13 protein-coding genes are annotated in these 14992 nt (G+C 66.6%); 1 reads left to right on the top strand and 12 read right to left on the bottom strand.

Going from position 1 to position 14992, the window contains the following annotated elements:
- Positions 1–43: 43 nt before the first annotated feature.
- The 9 genes from AC1DEL_RS03960 to hisD all read right to left on the bottom strand — a co-directional run bounded on the left by AC1DEL_RS03960 (position 44) and on the right by hisD (position 9237).
- Positions 44–1045, bottom strand: coding sequence for a Bug family tripartite tricarboxylate transporter substrate binding protein (locus AC1DEL_RS03960; protein WP_092293002.1), 1002 nt, complete (start codon positions 1043–1045; stop codon positions 44–46).
- Between the two features lie 43 nt (positions 1046–1088).
- Positions 1089–1952: an isocitrate lyase/PEP mutase family protein gene (locus AC1DEL_RS03955; RefSeq protein ID WP_441591077.1), complete on the bottom strand. Its 864-nt coding sequence runs from the start codon at positions 1950–1952 to the stop codon at positions 1089–1091.
- A 40-nt stretch (positions 1953–1992) separates the two neighbouring features.
- Positions 1993–2598: a 3-isopropylmalate dehydratase small subunit gene (gene leuD, locus AC1DEL_RS03950; protein WP_441591076.1), complete on the bottom strand. Its 606-nt coding sequence runs from the start codon at positions 2596–2598 to the stop codon at positions 1993–1995.
- Positions 2595–3998, bottom strand: coding sequence for a 3-isopropylmalate dehydratase large subunit (gene leuC, locus AC1DEL_RS03945; protein ID WP_092293008.1), 1404 nt, complete (start codon positions 3996–3998; stop codon positions 2595–2597). Before leuC ends, leuD begins: the two co-directional genes overlap by 4 nt.
- 45 nt (positions 3999–4043) lie before the next feature.
- Positions 4044–5045: a Bug family tripartite tricarboxylate transporter substrate binding protein gene (locus AC1DEL_RS03940; protein ID WP_477106712.1), complete on the bottom strand. Its 1002-nt coding sequence runs from the start codon at positions 5043–5045 to the stop codon at positions 4044–4046.
- 87 nt (positions 5046–5132) lie between these two features.
- Entirely contained in the window at positions 5133–6107 is a 975-nt protein-coding gene (locus AC1DEL_RS03935; protein ID WP_477125247.1) for a 3-hydroxyacyl-CoA dehydrogenase, read from the bottom strand.
- An 18-nt stretch (positions 6108–6125) separates the two neighbouring features.
- Positions 6126–7145: a LacI family DNA-binding transcriptional regulator gene (locus AC1DEL_RS03930; RefSeq protein ID WP_092293329.1), complete on the bottom strand. Its 1020-nt coding sequence runs from the start codon at positions 7143–7145 to the stop codon at positions 6126–6128.
- A complete protein-coding gene (locus AC1DEL_RS03925; RefSeq protein WP_477125246.1) occupies positions 7142–7948 on the bottom strand; it encodes an SDR family NAD(P)-dependent oxidoreductase in 807 nt (268 codons plus the stop codon). The genes AC1DEL_RS03930 and AC1DEL_RS03925 overlap by 4 nt, the downstream gene beginning before the upstream one ends.
- Positions 7915–9237: a histidinol dehydrogenase gene (gene hisD, locus AC1DEL_RS03920; protein WP_441591074.1), complete on the bottom strand. Its 1323-nt coding sequence runs from the start codon at positions 9235–9237 to the stop codon at positions 7915–7917. Before hisD ends, AC1DEL_RS03925 begins: the two co-directional genes overlap by 34 nt.
- A gap of 164 nt (positions 9238–9401) precedes the next feature.
- Here hisD and AC1DEL_RS03915 point away from each other — a divergent pair, with 164 nt between their 5' ends.
- Positions 9402–10079 carry a DUF2968 domain-containing protein gene (locus AC1DEL_RS03915; protein WP_477125245.1) on the top strand — a complete coding sequence of 226 codons (678 nt, stop codon included), beginning with the start codon at positions 9402–9404 and terminating at the stop codon, positions 10077–10079.
- Positions 10080–10176: 97 nt separating this feature from the next.
- On the opposite strand, the gene AC1DEL_RS03910 is transcribed toward AC1DEL_RS03915, so the two are convergent.
- The 3 genes from AC1DEL_RS03910 to AC1DEL_RS03900 form a co-directional block, all read right to left on the bottom strand.
- Positions 10177–12165 carry a gamma-glutamyltransferase family protein gene (locus AC1DEL_RS03910; RefSeq protein ID WP_441591174.1) on the bottom strand — a complete coding sequence of 663 codons (1989 nt, stop codon included), beginning with the start codon at positions 12163–12165 and terminating at the stop codon, positions 10177–10179.
- Between the two features lie 345 nt (positions 12166–12510).
- Complete coding sequence (locus tag AC1DEL_RS03905; protein WP_477125244.1) at positions 12511–13650, bottom strand: acyl-CoA dehydrogenase family protein; 1140 nt, start codon at positions 13648–13650, stop codon at positions 12511–12513.
- 14 nt (positions 13651–13664) lie between these two features.
- Positions 13665–14861, bottom strand: coding sequence for an acyl-CoA dehydrogenase family protein (locus AC1DEL_RS03900; RefSeq protein ID WP_477125243.1), 1197 nt, complete (start codon positions 14859–14861; stop codon positions 13665–13667).
- Positions 14862–14992: the final 131 nt, after the last annotated feature.

Below are 14992 nucleotides of genomic sequence, written 5' to 3'. Positions count from 1 at the left end.
GCGTCGCGGCACAACCGGCCCCTAACGAGACCGGTCCCCCCCCTCAATTCAACGGAAAGCGCTTCGCCAATGCGGTGAACCGTGCATCTTCCTTGCGCACCTGTGCGGCGAATTCTTCTGGCGTGTTGACCAGCGGTTCGGCGCCAACGGCCGTGATCGCTTTTTGCAGTTCGGCATGACCCATGGCTTCGCGCACGGCGGCGTAGATGCTCTGGGTGACGGCTGGCGGCGTGTCTTTCGGTGCGAACAGGCCGAACCAGGTGGTGTACTCGTACTGCGGCATGCCGGTCTCCACCACGGTGCGCACATCCGGCGCCTCGCTGAACCGATGGGTGCCCTGGTTGGCGACGATCTTCAGCGTGCCCGCCTTCTGGTGCGGGAGCGCCGACGCCACGCCGGTCACGGCGAAGTTCACGTTGTTGGCGATCATGTCGGTGATGATGGCCGCGGTTCCCTTGTAGTTGACCACGATCAGGTTGGGCAGCGCTTCCGCCTTCAATTGCTGGCCGAAGAGCTTGGCGACGTTTTCGCCCGTGCCCATGGAGCAGGGCGTGGCGGCTGTCTTGCAGTACTTGATCAGTTCGGGCAGGGAGGTTGCGGGGAATTTTCCGTTGGCAACGATTACGCCCGGCGATTGCGCGATGTTGGTGACGGGTACCAGGCTGGTCAGCGGATCGGTGCCCGTGAACGAGGGCGCGTGCTTGGTGAGGACGATGGCCGGCGTTTGGAGCAGCAGCGTGTAGCCGTCGGGCTTGGCCTCGGCGACCTTGCGCGTGCCGATCAGGCCGTCGGCGCCAGGCAGGTTGACCACCAGCACCGGCTGGCCCCATTGCTCGCCGAGTAGCTTGGCCGTCGCGCGCGCGGAGGCGTCGGTGCCGCCGCCCGGTACGTAGGGCACGACGATGGTGACGGGGCGATTGGGCTTCCACGCCGTCTGCGCCAGCGCGGGTGTGACAGCGCCCCAGGTGGCGGCTGCCAGGACGGCGCAGCGCAGCAGCGGGCCCTGATAGGCGTGGCGGCGGGGGTTGGTGTGGGTGATCGGCATGTTGGGTCTCCTCCTGTGATTTTTTCTAGTGTCGATTGGCGGGTCAGCGCGCCCAGCGCTTCTCGAAGTCCCAGACCTCTTCGAAGCCGATCAGCCTGCAGAACTCGTTGAAGTCCGCCATGGGAATCTCGGGCGACAGGCTGGTGCCCGCCTCCTTGAGGTGGCGCAGGGACTTCTCCATCGCGGCGGCGGCGACCAGGCTGGTCATGGCGGGGAAGATGGCGAGCGAGTAGCCGATCTCCTTGAGCACGCTGGCTGGCAGGATCGGCGTCTTCCCGCCGTCAGCCATGTTGGCCATCATGGGCAGGTCGAAGGCGTCGCAGGCGCGGCGCATTTCTTCCTCGGACTGGGGCGCCTCGAAGAACAGGATGTCGGCGCCGGCCTTCGCATAGGCCTCCATGCGGCGCATGGCATCGTCCACGCCCAGGCTGGCGCGGGCATCGGTACGGGCGATGATGAGGAAATTCTCCTTGTCCTGACGGGCTTCCGACGCGACCTTGATCTTTTCGACCATGTCCTCGATCGGCACGCAGCGCTTGTAGGGCGTGTGGCCGCACTTCTTGGGAAATTCCTGATCCTCGATCTGGATGGCGGTGACGCCGACTTCCTCGTAGCCGCGCACGGTGTGGTGCACGTTGAGCAGGCCGCCGTAGCCGGTATCCGCATCGGCGATCAGCGCCGCCTTTGAGGTGCGGGTGATGGTGCGCATGCGGTCCACCATCTGCGTATAGGTGGCAATGCCGGCATCGGGCAGCCCCAGGCTGGAGGCGGTGAGCCAGTAGCCGGAGCCGTAGATGATCTCGAAGCCGACCTTGTTGGTCATGACGGTGGCGATCATGTCCTGCACGCCGGGGATGACGATGAACTCGCCGGCGGCAAGTTTTTGTCGGAGGATGGGATTGGCCATGGCGGCTCCAGTAGGCTAGAAAAGGGAAGGGAAGTGCGGCTTAGTCCATCGAGGCCAGCCACGGCTGGTCGCGCTGCACGCGCGCCTCATAGGCGCGCAGCGCCGCGTCATGACGCAGGGTGCGGTCTACCTCGTCTTCGGCCGAGAGCAGTTGCTCCGCATGGCCGTCGGCGAGCGTGACGGGAATGACGCTGCCATCGGGAAGCTGCAGGCTGCGCTCGGCAACACGCAGGTGCAGCGGCGCGTCCGCCGCCCCAGCGAGTGCTTGCAAGAGGCGCGCATGATCCGCTGGCGTCACGGTGGCGGCCACCACGCCGTTCTTCACGCAGTTGTTGCGGAAGATGTCGCCAAACGACAGCGCGACCACGGCCTGCACGCCGTAGTCCGACAAGGCCCAGACGGCATGTTCGCGCGATGAGCCGCAACCAAAGTTCTGCAATGCGACCAGCACCTGCGGCGGCGACGGTTGGGCCATGAACGCCACTTCCGGGCGGCCTTCGGCCAGCCAGTCGGCAAACAGGTGCGCTCCCATGCCAGTGCGCTGCACCAGGCGCAGGAAGCGTCCCGGGAAGATGGCATCGGTGTCGATGTCGTCGCGCTGCATGACCGCAGCGCGGCCTTGGACTTCTGCGATAACGGCTTTCATGCGAGGTACTCCCGGGGGTCGGTCAAGCGTCCTTGCAGGGCGGATGCCGCGACGGCGGCGGGGCTCATCAGGTGGGTACGGCCGCCTTGTCCCTGCCGGTTCTCGAAGTTCCGGTTGGAGGTGGAAGCGCAGCGCTCGCCCGGCGCGAGGCTGTCGCCATTCATGCCGATGCACATGGAGCAGCCCGATTCACGCCACTCGAAACCCGCGTCGACAAAGACTTTCGCCAGGCCCTCGGCCTCGGCCGCGCGCTTGACGCTGCCCGAACCCGGGACCACCAGCGCACGTACGCCCTTGGCCACGTGGCGACCGCGCACCACATCGGCAGCGGCGCGCAGATCTTCCAGTCGACCATTGGTACAGGAGCCAATAAAGGCCACGTCGATCGGCACCGAAGACAGCGCCTGGCCGATCTTGAGACCCATGTAGGCGAGGTTTTCTTCCAGACGGTTGCGCTCGGCTTCCTCGCCGAGCATGGCGCCGTCGCCGACGTTGCCGGAGAACGCAGCGCTGTCGGCTGGCGTGGTGCCCCAGGTGACGAGCGGGGAGACGGTGGCGGCATCGAACGCCACGCTGCGGTCGTAGTCGCCCGTCGCATCGGTGCGCAGCGCGCTCCATGCCTGCGCGGCCTGCTCGAAATGGTCGCGCGCGGCGCCTTGTACGCGGTCGCGCAGGTAGGCGAGGGTGGTCGCATCCGGTGCGATCAGGCCGAAGCGTGAGCCGGCCTCGATGGTCATGTTGCAAAGCGTGAGCCGCGCCTCCATCGACAGCGCATCGACCATCGGGCCGAAGTATTCGACGCCGTAGCCATTGCCGCCGCTGGTGCCGATGTGATGGATGATGGCCAGCGCCAGGTCCTTGGCGTAGACGCCCCTGGCCAGCGCGCCCGAGATGGCGATGCCCATCGTGCGCGGCTTGCGCATCCACAGGCTCTGGGTGCTCATGACATGGGCGACTTCCGAGGTGCCGATGCCCCAGGCCAGCGCGCCCAAGGCGCCCAGCGTGGCGCTGTGCGAGTCGCCACAGACCACGGTGCTGCCCGGCAGCACGTAGCCCAGTTCCGGCGCGATGACGTGGACGATGCCCTGCAAGGGGTGGTCCAGGTCGAACAGGCGCATGCCGGTGGCCTGCGCATTGCGCCGCAGGGTGGCGATCTGCTCGCGGCTTTCCGCGTTGGGGATGTGGGTCAGGCGGTCGGCCGTGGTCGGTACGTTGTGATCCTGCACGGCGATGTGGCGCGGCGACGAGCGCAGCGCATGACCCGCCTCGGCCATGCTGGCGAAGGCTTGCGGACTCGATACCTCCTGCACCAGGTGCCGGTCGATATAGATCAGGTCCTCGCCGGCATCGTTACGGGCCACCGCGTGGGCCGCCCAGATCTTGTCGAATAGAGTTGTCATAGTGTGGGTTCACTCAGCATGGGTCGGTGGTGCCACCGTCCAAAGTCAATCGAGCTTGATGTGGGCAGCCTTGACGATCGCCTTGTTCTTGTCGAGGTCACGCACGATCTCGCGGCCATAGGCATCAGGCGTGCCCGGCGTGGCGACGATGCCGAGCGACGCCAGGCGCTCACGCATCGCGGGGTCGTTCAACACTTTCTGTAGCGCGGCGCTGAGCTTGTCGATCACAGGCTTGGGCGTGCGGGCGGGGGCCATCAGACCCACCCACGAGCTGATCTCGAAGTCCTTCATGCCGGCTTCGATCAGCGTCGGCACGTTCGGCAGCGAGGGGGCGCGCTCGCGCGACGTCACGGCCACCGCATCGACCTGGCCGCTCTTGACGAAGGGCATGGCGCCCGTCACCGCCGCGAAGGTCACGGGCAGGTTGCCGCCGACCACATCGAGCAAGGCCTGGCCGCCACCCTTGTATGGCACGTGGGTCATCGGGATGCCGGTGCGCTGATGGAACATCTCGCCGGCCAGATGGGTGGTGCTGCCATTGCCCGCGCTCCCGTAGGACATGCCCCCAGCCACCGTCTTGGCGTAGTGCTGCAAGTCCGCCACGGTCTTGATGCCCAGCTTCGGATTGGCGGCGATCATCAGCACGGCGTCACCGATCTTGCCGATGGGCGTGAAGTCCTTGACCGTGTCGAAGGGCACCTTGGCATAGACATTGGGATTGATCACCAGCGTGCCGTCATAGCCGAGCAGCAGCGTGTAGCCATCGGGATCCGCCTTCGCCGCCATCTGCGTGCCGATATTGCCGCCAGCGCCGGGCTTGTTATCGACGATGATCTGCTGGCCAAGCTGCTGGCCGAGCTTCTCTGCCACGATGCGGGCGCTGGTGTCGGTCACGCCGGCATTGGCGAAGGGCACGATCAGGCGGATTGGCTTGTTGGGATAGTCGGCCTGCGCGTGCGCGGCGGATATGCCGCAAGCGGTCAATGCCAGGGTGGCGCCGAGCAGGCGGCGGCGGGCTTGGGCGGACAGGCTGAGAGGCTGTTTCACGATGGTTGTCTCCGGTCTTTGTAGTGGGGAAGGCATCGACGTGCCTTTTCTATGACGATTGCAGCGGAACTTCGAAGTCGGTGTCGCTCAGGCTCGTGGGTCGCGGGCGCGACGGTTGGCGGCTATCACCATCAGGTTTTCATCGCGCCAGGCCCGTCGGGATTCCAGGTCTGACTGCGGCAGGTGCTCGCGGCGTTGCGCCTCCACTTCCCGGATCAGCGCCGGGTCCCAAGGTGTCTCGTGGCCGCGTGAATTCGCGATGCGCTGGTACAGCGGACCCAGCCGCACCGCATAGTCGGCCACGCCGCCCGGCGCGTTCAGGTCGATGGTTTCGAATGGCCCCATGAACGACCAGCGCCAGCCCAGGCCGTCGCGTATGGTCTTGTCGATGTCCTCGCAACTGGCCACGCCTTCCTGCGCCAGCGCCCACGCTTCGCGCAGCAGCACAGCCTGCAGCCGGTTCAGGACGAAGCCTTCCACTTCCTTGCGCACGTGGACCACGGTCTGGCCCACGGCGCGCATCAGGGCGTCGGCAAAGTCGACTGTGCCCGGCGCCGTCTCCGGCGACGGCACCAGCTCAACCACCGGGACCAGATATGGCGGATTGACCGGATGGGCGATCAGCACGCGCGGCGAGATGGACAGGCCCAGGGCAAAAGCCGATCCGGGGATGCCGGACGTAGAGCTTCCGACGACCATATCGGGGGAGGCCAGCGCGTCGAGATCCACCATCAGCTGGCGTTTCACCTCCACGCGTTCGAGCACCGACTCCTGCACATAGGCAACGCCTTCCACCGCCTCGGCCAGCGTGGCAACCGGCGTGATGCGGGCCAGCACGGTGGCGGGGTCCTCGTCGATCAACCCGTGCCGACGCAAACCAGCCAGTTGCGCCTCGATGAGCGGCACGGCCTGGCGCGTGATCTCCGGGTTGGCGTCGAACATCTTCACGTTCAGGCCCGCCCGGGCAAAGACGATGGCCCAGCCGGCGCCTACCAGCCCGGCGCCGACGATGGCTACCGGGCGGCCGGCGCAGAGCGCCTGAATCTTATGGTTGTCGGTCATGTTGTCTTGGGTCTCCTGTTATGTGGCGTCGCGCTTGCGTACGGTGCCGCGCTCGACCAGCACGCAGGGCACATCCACGCTGCTCGCCATGACCTGTCCGCCGATCTGCTCGAACAGCAGGGTCCGCGTGGCGTGCACCATCTGCTCCACGTTCTGCTGCACGGTCGTCAGGTCGAAGGACGGCCACGCGGCTTGCGGCACGTTGTCGAAGCCCACCACGGAAACATCGCGCGGCACTTGCATGCCCAGTTCGGCACGCAGGGTCTCCAGCGCCGCGATGGCCATGTGGTCATTGGCGGCGAACAGCGCGTCCGGGCGGTTGTCCGGGTCGCGGAACAGCGCGAGCACCGCGCGCCGCGCTTCGGCGAAGTCGTAGTCGCCGACGCCCCGGGCATGCAGCGGCAGGCCGGCTGCAGCGAGGGCATCGCATAGCCCGGCCTCGCGGTCGCGGCTGGTCGATGCGTTCTCCGATCCGGCCAGCCAGGCAATGCGGCGGTGGCCGGTGCGCACCAGCAGTTCCCCGACTTGCCGGCCGCCCGCGCGGTTCTGCGAGGTGACCGAACTGGTCGAGTAGCCGCCCATGGGGCCAACCTGTGCCACCCGGTTGAACAGCACTACGGGAATGCCGGCGTTGATGCAGTCGTTGGCAAGTGCCGACGACAGCGTCGTGGAGGCCATCACGATGCCATCGACCTGATACTGGAGGATGTCCGCCAGGACGTTGTCGGCCTCTTCCGTCTCGCTGATAAACAGCAGCACGTGATAGCCATCCTGCTGCAGCGCCTGGCACAGGCGTTCGATGACCACGGGGTAGAACTGGTTCTCCAGATAGCTCATGACCAGGCCGATGATCCGGCTGCGGCGGGTGATCAGGCTGCGGGCGATGGCATTGGGCCGGTAGCCGAGCTTGCGGGCGGCGGTCTCGATACGCTCACGCGTTTCTGGCGCCACGCTGGCGCCGGGCGTGAAGGTGCGGCTAACGGCGGACTGCGAGACTTCCGCCAGGCGGGCCACGTCGTGGGCGGTGACTTTTTTCATGCCGCTGTCCATCCCCCGTCAAGCATCAGCGCGCTGCCCGTCATCAGGCTGGAAGCGTCGCTGGCGAGGAACACCACCGGACCCATCACCTCGTCGATCCGACCCAGCCGGCCCAGCGCGATCTTGTCGAGCACAAAGCGGCGGAACGACGGGTCCTCGAACATCGGCGCGGTGAGCGTCGTCTCGATAAAGGTAGGGCAGAGCGTATTGACGCGGATGCCCGCCGGTCCCAGCTCCCAGGCCAGGGCCTTGCTCATGCCCTCGATCGCATGCTTGCTGGCGCAGTAGAGCGCACGGCGCGGGCTGCCCACGTGCCCCATCTGCGAGGAGACGTTGATGAAAGAACCGGGCAGGCCCGCCGCCTGCAGGCTGCGCGCCACTTCGCGGGAGACATAGAAGGTCGCCTTTACGTTCAGCGCAAAGACCGCGTCGATGTCTTCGTCGGACGTTTCGGTCAGCAGTTTGGGCCGATTCATGCCCGCGTTGTTGACGAGGATCTGGAACGGCGGGCGGCTGCTGATCGCGCGCTCGACAGCCGAGGGGTCCGTGACGTCCAGCACCATGAAGTCGGCGCTGCCGCCTTGCGCACGAATGGCGGCGCAAGCGGCCTCCAGCTCGGCCCCGGACCGGGCGGCCAGGGTGACCTCGGCACCAGCCTGTGCCAGTGCCACGGCCGCCGCCAACCCCAGGCCGCGGCCTCCGCCGGTGACGAGGGCGCGCTTGCCATCGAGACGAAAGCCGCCGAATGCCGGCAATGGCGTCACGGCTGTCACCCCTGCAACGCCGGCACCGGCGCGTACCATGGCACTTCGGGACGTTCGCCGTAGCGGCGCACGCGGATGTTGGCCTGCTCGCCATGGCCCGCGAAGTTCTCCATATGGCACAGGCGCGAGCAGTATTCGCCGATCTCGGCGCTGGCGGCATCCGTCGTCACGCGCTGGAACGTGCAGGTCTTCAGGAATTTGCCGACCCACAGGCCGCCGGTATAACGCGCCGCCTTGTTGGTGGGCAGCGTGTGATTGGTACCGATGACCTTGTCGCCAAAGGCGACATTGGTGCGCGGTCCCAGGAACAGCGCGCCGTAGTTGGTCATCTGGTTCAGGAACCAGTCGGGATCGCGGGTCATCACCTGCACGTGCTCCGAGGCGATCTCATCCGCCTTCTGTAGCATCTCTTCACGCGTATCGCAGACGATCACCTCGCCAAAGTCCGCCCAGGCCTTGCCGGCGATCTCCGCCGTCGGCAGGATCTTGAGCTGCCGCTCGATTTCGGCCATGGTGGCGTGCGCCAGCGCTTCGCTATCTGTCAGCAGAACCGCCGGCGAGGTCAGACCGTGCTCGGCCTGGCCCAGCAAGTCGACCGCACAGATTTCGCCGTCTACCGAGTCGTCGGCAATGACCAGCGTTTCAGTGGGACCGGCGAACAGGTCGATGCCGACACGGCCGAACAGCTGGCGCTTGGCTTCCGCCACGAACATATTGCCCGGACCGACCAGCATGTCCACGGGTGCGATGCTGGAGGTGCCGACGGCCATCGCCACCACCGCCTGCACGCCGCCCAGCACCAGGATCTCGTCCGCGCCCGCCATGTGCATGGCGGCGACGATCGCCGGGTGCGGCTCGCCGTGGAAGGGGGGCGCCGTCGCCACCACGCGCTTGACGCCGGCGACCTTGGCGGTCAGGACGCTCATGTGGGCCGAGGCCAGCAGCGGATACTTGCCACCCGGGATGTAGCAGCCGACCGCATTGACCGGAATATGGCGGTGGCCCAGGAACACGCCGGGGCGGGTTTCGACCTCGACGTCGAGCATGGAGTCACGCTGGATCTGTGCGAAGTTGCGAACCTGTGCCTGCGCGAAGCGGATGTCCTCCAGTTCGCGCGCCGAGAGGCTGTTCATCGCCTTCTCAATGGCGGCCTGCGGCAGACGGAAATCCTGGGGGTCCCAGTTATCGAACTTCTTGCTGTATTCGCGCACGGCCGCATCGCCGCGCGCTTCGATGTCGCGGATGATGCCTTCGACGGTATTGCGAACAGCGCTGTCGTCATTGGCACGCGCCTGGACGTCACGTCCACGCTTGAGGTAGCGAATCATGGGGAGTTCCGAGGTTGGTTGTGCATACGTATGCACAGTAACTTTCTTGCATTCGTATGCAAACTCAGTGTTTTCCCTAGCCGATTCTGCGTGACGGGTAAGTCTCAAGTATTCTCCGAACCTGCCGTTAGCCGTGGATCACCCGAGGTCCTAACACCAATAATATGCTCGAAAAAACCTATTTCCCCCGACTGCTCGCCGGCCTCCTCGCGGCAAGCCTGGCATTGTGTGGCGCCGGTGCATGGGCCAGTACCGATCCGATGGCAGCCGAAGGGCCGGCTGTGGATGCGGACCGGCCGTCCGATGCGTCGCGGACGCGCCTTGTGGCGGAGCTTCAGCAGCGGATCAAGGACAAATCAGTTCGCGAACTGCGCGCGAGCGCCAATGGCGAGTACGCCACGACCCTGATGCTGGCGGAAGATGAAGTGGTCTGCTACGTCGGGCTGCTCTACCAGAACAAGCTGTGGCGCGTGTCGCGTTTCAGCTCGCTGGCGAGCGCGGAATCGGCATACCGCAAGGCCACCGCGCAGAGCGCGGCGCTGGCCGATCAGGCGATCCGCCGGCAAGTGCTGGCGACGGAGCAGCGCCAGTACGAGCGGGCGATCCAGAGTGCGGAAGCCCAGGCGGACGCGCTGGCCACTGAACTGCGCGCCGAGCAGGCGCAGCGTGAGCAGTTCGCCGAGGACCAGAAGACGTTCCGCGCCGACAACGACGCCCGAGAGGCCGACAACCGCAGCGCGCGCAGCCAGTTGGCGAAGCTGCGGCAGGAAATTCGCCGCCTGGAGGCGTCTCTGGCGGACTCTGGCCAGAAGCTGCCGGCGCCGGACAAGGTGCGGCGCTAACAGCATCGCCCGGCCCGGGACCACAAGTCCCAGGCCGGACCGGATGAATCCATGGAGGGGGAGGGGCGCGAGCCCGCTCCCCCTTTTGCCATCCCGCTCAAGGATTGAACGTATCCCCGAGGACCACCCCTTCACGGCGTGGATCCGTGCCGCCCATCCACACCGCCGCGCCGCCTGACTGGCTGCGCAGGACCGTGTTGACCCCGCTCGCCTGCGCGCCGATCGATACCGTATGGCCCAAGGCACGCAGGCCCGTGACCAGCGGATCGTTGCCGCCGTTGCTTGTGGCGTCGATGTTCGGATGCTCGCCCCCGACCGTGGTGCTTGGGTTGTTGCTGGCACCGAAGTCGACGAGGCCCGAGGACTGCTGGGCGTCGAGCCCCCAGTCGAGCACACCCACGAGCGTCTTCACGACGTATTGCGGGATCGTGCCGCCGCCCGGCGAGCCGGTGGCCATCAGGAAGTCGCCAATCGACCCATCTGCGGCCTGACGGAACACCATCGTCGGCGCCATCGAGCTGCGCGGCCGCTTGCCGGGCTGCACCCGGTTGGCCACCGGTATGCCGCCGCTGTCGGTCGGCTGGGCCGAAAAGTCGGTCAGCTGGTTGTTGAGCAGGAAGCCGTTGGTCATGTGGAACGACCCCATGCTCGATTCAACCGACGTGGTCGCGCTGACCACGCTGCCGTCCGCATCGACGATCGTGAACTGGTTCGTGCCGTGCTCGATCAGCGACGCCACGCCGAGGGGCACCGAACCGAGGTTCCCAGCCGTGGCCGTGCCCATGCTGACCGTCGGCGAGATCAGCGCCGCGCGGGAGGCCAGGTACGGCTTGTTTAGCATGGTGTTGGCGGAGCCGCCGGGCAGGGGGACGAAGTCGGTATCGGCCACGTACTTGTCACGGTCGGCGTAGGCCAGCCGTTCGGCTTCGCTGACGAAGTGCACGCCGAGCACGGTGGGCTTGCCGCCTTCGCCGTCGATGGCGGTCGGCTTCAGCGCGGCGAGGTCGAAGTTCTCGAGAATCCCCATCGCCGACAGCACCGTGATCCCGCCCGACGTCGGCGGCGGCGCCCCGCAGATCCAGTACGCGCGATACGTGATGCAGACCGGGTCGCGCTGCTTGGCCTGATAGTTGGCCAGATCGGCCAGCGTGGTCTTGCCCGGCGTGATCGCCGAGCCGTCCGTGGCGGCCGTCGTGCCGATCTTGGCGATGATGTCGCTGGCGATCTGGCCCGTGTAGATCGCATTGGCCCCGTTGGCAGCCATCTGCGTCAGGGTGTTGGCGTAGGCCGGATTCTTCAGCACCGTGCCGAGCGCCTTGGGCGTGCTGTCGGCGTTGAAGAAATAGGCGAGGGCTTCGGGGTCACGCTTGAGCGACGTGGCGTTGCTCTGGATGGCGGCGGCCAGCCGTCCGCCGATCGGAAACCCGTTGGTGGCCAGCGTGATGGCATCCCCGAACAGGTCCTTCCACGCGAGCTTGCCATGCTCCTTCTGCACGCGTTCGATCAGGCGCGGGATGCCGACGGTGCCGATCGAACGGCCGCTGGCGCGGGCGCTCGGCACGGGCGGGTTCGTGTTGGTGGCGTCGTCGATATAGCGCAGGTAGTTCTCGGTGGCGGCGGCCGGCGCCGATTCCCGGCCATCGTAGGCCTGCACGGCGCGCGTGCGGGCGTCGTAATAGAGCATGAAGCCGCCCGAGCCCATGCCGGTGGCTTCCGGCACGGTCAGCCCGAGCACGGACTGGACGGCCACTGCGGCGTCTGCTGCGCTGCCGCCTTTCTTGAGCACCGCGCAGCCGGCCGCGCTGGCATAGGCGTTCGACGACGACACCATATAGGTCTTCGCGTAGACGGGCTTGAGCCCCTTGCGGTAGCCGGACGCCGGCTCGGGCAGGGAAGGGTCGCCGGGCTGGTTCGATCCCACCACGACCGTGCTGCCGTCGCTGGCCAGTACCTGGCAACTGGTATCGGCCTGTGGGGTGGTTGGGGTGGTGGGGGGTGTGGCGGGCTTGTCGTCGCTGCCGCCGCATGAAGCGATCAGCAGGGTACTGGCAACGGCGGTGGCCAGCGCCAGCGGGGTTTTCTGGATGCGCAACACGATCTTTCCTCCGGAACTACGACGTGAAAGAACGAGCCCGAGGGCTCGGACTGCAGTGCTGCAAGCTGTTTGGGCGTTGGCATGTCGTCGCGCACGGGCGTGCCCTCGCCCCGCTGGCGCGTGTTGGGCTGCGGTGTGAAAAAACGCGATAAGCGACCCCGTCCCCCGACGGGGGAACCTGTCGGGGGATGCGGTATCTGGAGCCGGATTCGGGAGGGTGGAGCGCTAAGACGAGTCGGTGTCAGTCATGACGCGCTAGACACTTTTGATGGGGAAGTGTCTAGCGTAGTACACCACTATCGATATGCAAGTGCGTTACGCCACGTTTCGTGGTGTTCAGCCGCGCGTGCCTGCCATGGCCTCGCCGTAGCGTTCCATGTGGAAGTCCGTATCGCCGAACAACACGTCCACCATGGTGAGCTGCTTGAAGTAGTCGCCGACCTCCAGTTCGTCGGTCATGCCCATGCCGCCGTGGAGTTGCACGGCTTGCTGGCCGATGAAGCGCGCCGCCCGGGCCACCACCACCTTGGCGCCGGCAAGCATGCGCCTGCGCGCGGCAGCGTCGGTCTCGTCGAGCGCCCGCGCCGCGACGTAGGCCATCGACAGCGCGAGTTCCTTGTGCACCAGCATCTCGGCCATGCGGTGCTGCAGGGCCTGGAACGTGGCGAGCGGCGTGCCGAACTGCCGGCGCGTGCGAAGGTATTCGCCCGTCAGTTCGATCAGGCGCTCCATCGCACCTACTGCAGCGGCGCACTGTGCGGCGATACCGTGGTCGAGCCCATGTTCGAGCGCAGCCAAGCCGATTTCCGCCTGTCCGATCCGCGCGGCGGCCGGCACTGTCACGCCTTGCAGCCGCAGGTCGGCGCCGCGCAGGCCATCCATGGTCGGATAGCTGGTGACGTGCAGCCCTTCTGTGTCGCGCGGCACGAGGAACAGCGCGAGATCGGCCTCAGGCGCCGGGACCCGCGCGCTGACCAGATAGGTGTCCGCCGCATCGCCATGCCAGACCAGCGATTTGATGCCATCGAGCCGATAGCTATCACCGTCACGCACGGCCGTCGCCTGCGCGGCTTCCGGCCGATAGCGCTTGCCCGGTTCGAGATAGGCGAGGGCGAGCACGCGCTCGCCGCTGGCAAGCGCCGGCAGCCATGCCGCCTGTTGCGCCGCGCTGCCATAGTTGCCGAGCACGGCCGTGCCGACCACCGCGCTCGGGATCACAGGTTCCAGCACCAGCCCGCGCCCCAGTTCCCGGTGCACCACCAGCTGGCTGGCCGGGCCTTCGCCAAAGCCGCCGAAGTCGGTCGACACGGTGAGGCCCAGCACACCCATCTCCGCCAGTGCGGCCCAGATGCCGCGATCGAACGCGCCACCCTGGCGAGCAATCTCCCGGCGCCGCGCAAACGGATACTCGGTCTCGACGAAACGCCGCAGGCTGTCCGCCAGCATCTGCTGTTCTTCGCTGTATTGGAAGTCCATGCCTGTGTCTCCCTTCAGAATCCGATGATCATCTTGGCGATGATGTTCTTCTGCACTTCGTTGGCGCCGCCGTAGATCGATGTCTTGCGCGTATCGAAGTAGGTGGCCGCAGCCGGCGATGCCCAATCCGGCCCGCTGACCGGCTGGACGGTGCCCGCCTCGCGCCACTCCGGCGCGTACGGCCACGCGTTCGGGCCCGCCACCTCCAGTTGCAGCATGGCGATGTCCTGCTGCAGCTCGGAGCCGCGGATCTTCAGGATCGAGGCTTCCGGACCGGGCCCACGGCTACCGTCCTGCGTGGCCACGCGCAGCAGGAGCATTTCCATGGCCATCAGGTCCATCTCAAGCCGGGCGATCTTGTCGCGCATGCGCACATCGTCGATCATCCGCCGGCCCTTGCCGTCGGTAGCCTCGGTGGCGTAGTGCTTGAGCAGGCGCATCTCGCGATGGCAATGGCCGATGCCGGCGATGGAAGTGCGCTCATGGCCCAGCAGGTACTTGGCGTAGGTCCAGCCGCGGTTCTCCTCGCCCACCAGGTTCTCGACCGGCACCTCCACGTCTTCGAACCACGTTTCGTTGACGTCGTGGCCCCCGTCGAGGGTGGTAATGGGACGGATCGTCACGCCGGGGCTCTTCATGTCGATCAGCAGCATCGAGATGCCGTCCTGGAGCTTGGCCTCGCCATCGGTGCGGACGAGGCAGAAAATCCAGTCGGCATATTGCGCATACGACGTCCACGTCTTCTGGCCGCTCACGATGTAGCGGTCGCCCTGGCGCACGGCGCGCATCTTCAGCGAGGCGAGGTCGGACCCCGCGCCGGGCTCCGAGTAGCCCTGGCACCAGAAGTCTTCCATGGTGGGGATGCGCGGCAGGAAGCGGGCCTTCTGCGCCGCGTTGCCGTACTTCTGCAACACCGGCCCGATCATGGCCAGGCCGGTCGGCAGCAGGCGCGGGGCGTCGCCGTGGAAGGTCTCGATCTCGAAGATCAGCCGCTGGATGGCGTTCCAGCCGGTGCCGCCGTACTCGACCGGCCAGTTCGGCGCCCCCCAACCGTGCGCCTGGAGGATGCGATGCCACCGCACGAAGTCGTCCTTTTCCAGACGCTGGTGATTGCGGACTTTGTCGGCGATGTCGGCGGGCAACTGGCTCCGCACGAAAGCGCGGACTTCCTCGCGGAAATCCTGTTCGGCTCGGGTGAATCGCAAGTCCATGCACGGCTCCCTGCTGGCTGTTGGTCGGATCAGGGAAACGAGCATAGCGGTGGGGCCCCCTCCGCCACCCTCCCCAACATGGGTAGGGGCGGGGAACGGGGTGATCGATACGAAGCAGGTATCGGGCGACA

It is taken from the genome of Cupriavidus sp. 10L43_2 (genome assembly GCF_056395265.1).
This window is presented reverse-complemented; position numbering and strand designations above follow the sequence as displayed.

What these genes read in the sequence shown, in the direction of transcription:
- AC1DEL_RS03960 (WP_092293002.1), bottom strand. Translation starts at nt 1,045, where the DNA reads ATGCCGATCACCCACACCAACCCCCGCCGCCACGCCTATCAGGGCCCG.
- AC1DEL_RS03955 (WP_441591077.1), bottom strand. Translation starts at nt 1,952, where the DNA reads ATGGCCAATCCCATCCTCCGACAAAAACTTGCCGCCGGCGAGTTCATC.
- leuD (WP_441591076.1), bottom strand. Translation starts at nt 2,598, where the DNA reads ATGAAAGCCGTTATCGCAGAAGTCCAAGGCCGCGCTGCGGTCATGCAG.
- leuC (WP_092293008.1), bottom strand. Translation starts at nt 3,998, where the DNA reads ATGACAACTCTATTCGACAAGATCTGGGCGGCCCACGCGGTGGCCCGT.
- AC1DEL_RS03935 (WP_477125247.1), bottom strand. Translation starts at nt 6,107, where the DNA reads ATGACCGACAACCATAAGATTCAGGCGCTCTGCGCCGGCCGCCCGGTA.
- AC1DEL_RS03930 (WP_092293329.1), bottom strand. Translation starts at nt 7,145, where the DNA reads ATGAAAAAAGTCACCGCCCACGACGTGGCCCGCCTGGCGGAAGTCTCG.
- AC1DEL_RS03925 (WP_477125246.1), bottom strand. Translation starts at nt 7,948, where the DNA reads ATGGTACGCGCCGGTGCCGGCGTTGCAGGGGTGACAGCCGTGACGCCA.
- hisD (WP_441591074.1), bottom strand. Translation starts at nt 9,237, where the DNA reads ATGATTCGCTACCTCAAGCGTGGACGTGACGTCCAGGCGCGTGCCAAT.
- AC1DEL_RS03915 (WP_477125245.1), top strand. Translation starts at nt 9,402, where the DNA reads ATGCTCGAAAAAACCTATTTCCCCCGACTGCTCGCCGGCCTCCTCGCG.
- AC1DEL_RS03905 (WP_477125244.1), bottom strand. Translation starts at nt 13,650, where the DNA reads ATGGACTTCCAATACAGCGAAGAACAGCAGATGCTGGCGGACAGCCTG.
- AC1DEL_RS03900 (WP_477125243.1), bottom strand. Translation starts at nt 14,861, where the DNA reads ATGGACTTGCGATTCACCCGAGCCGAACAGGATTTCCGCGAGGAAGTC.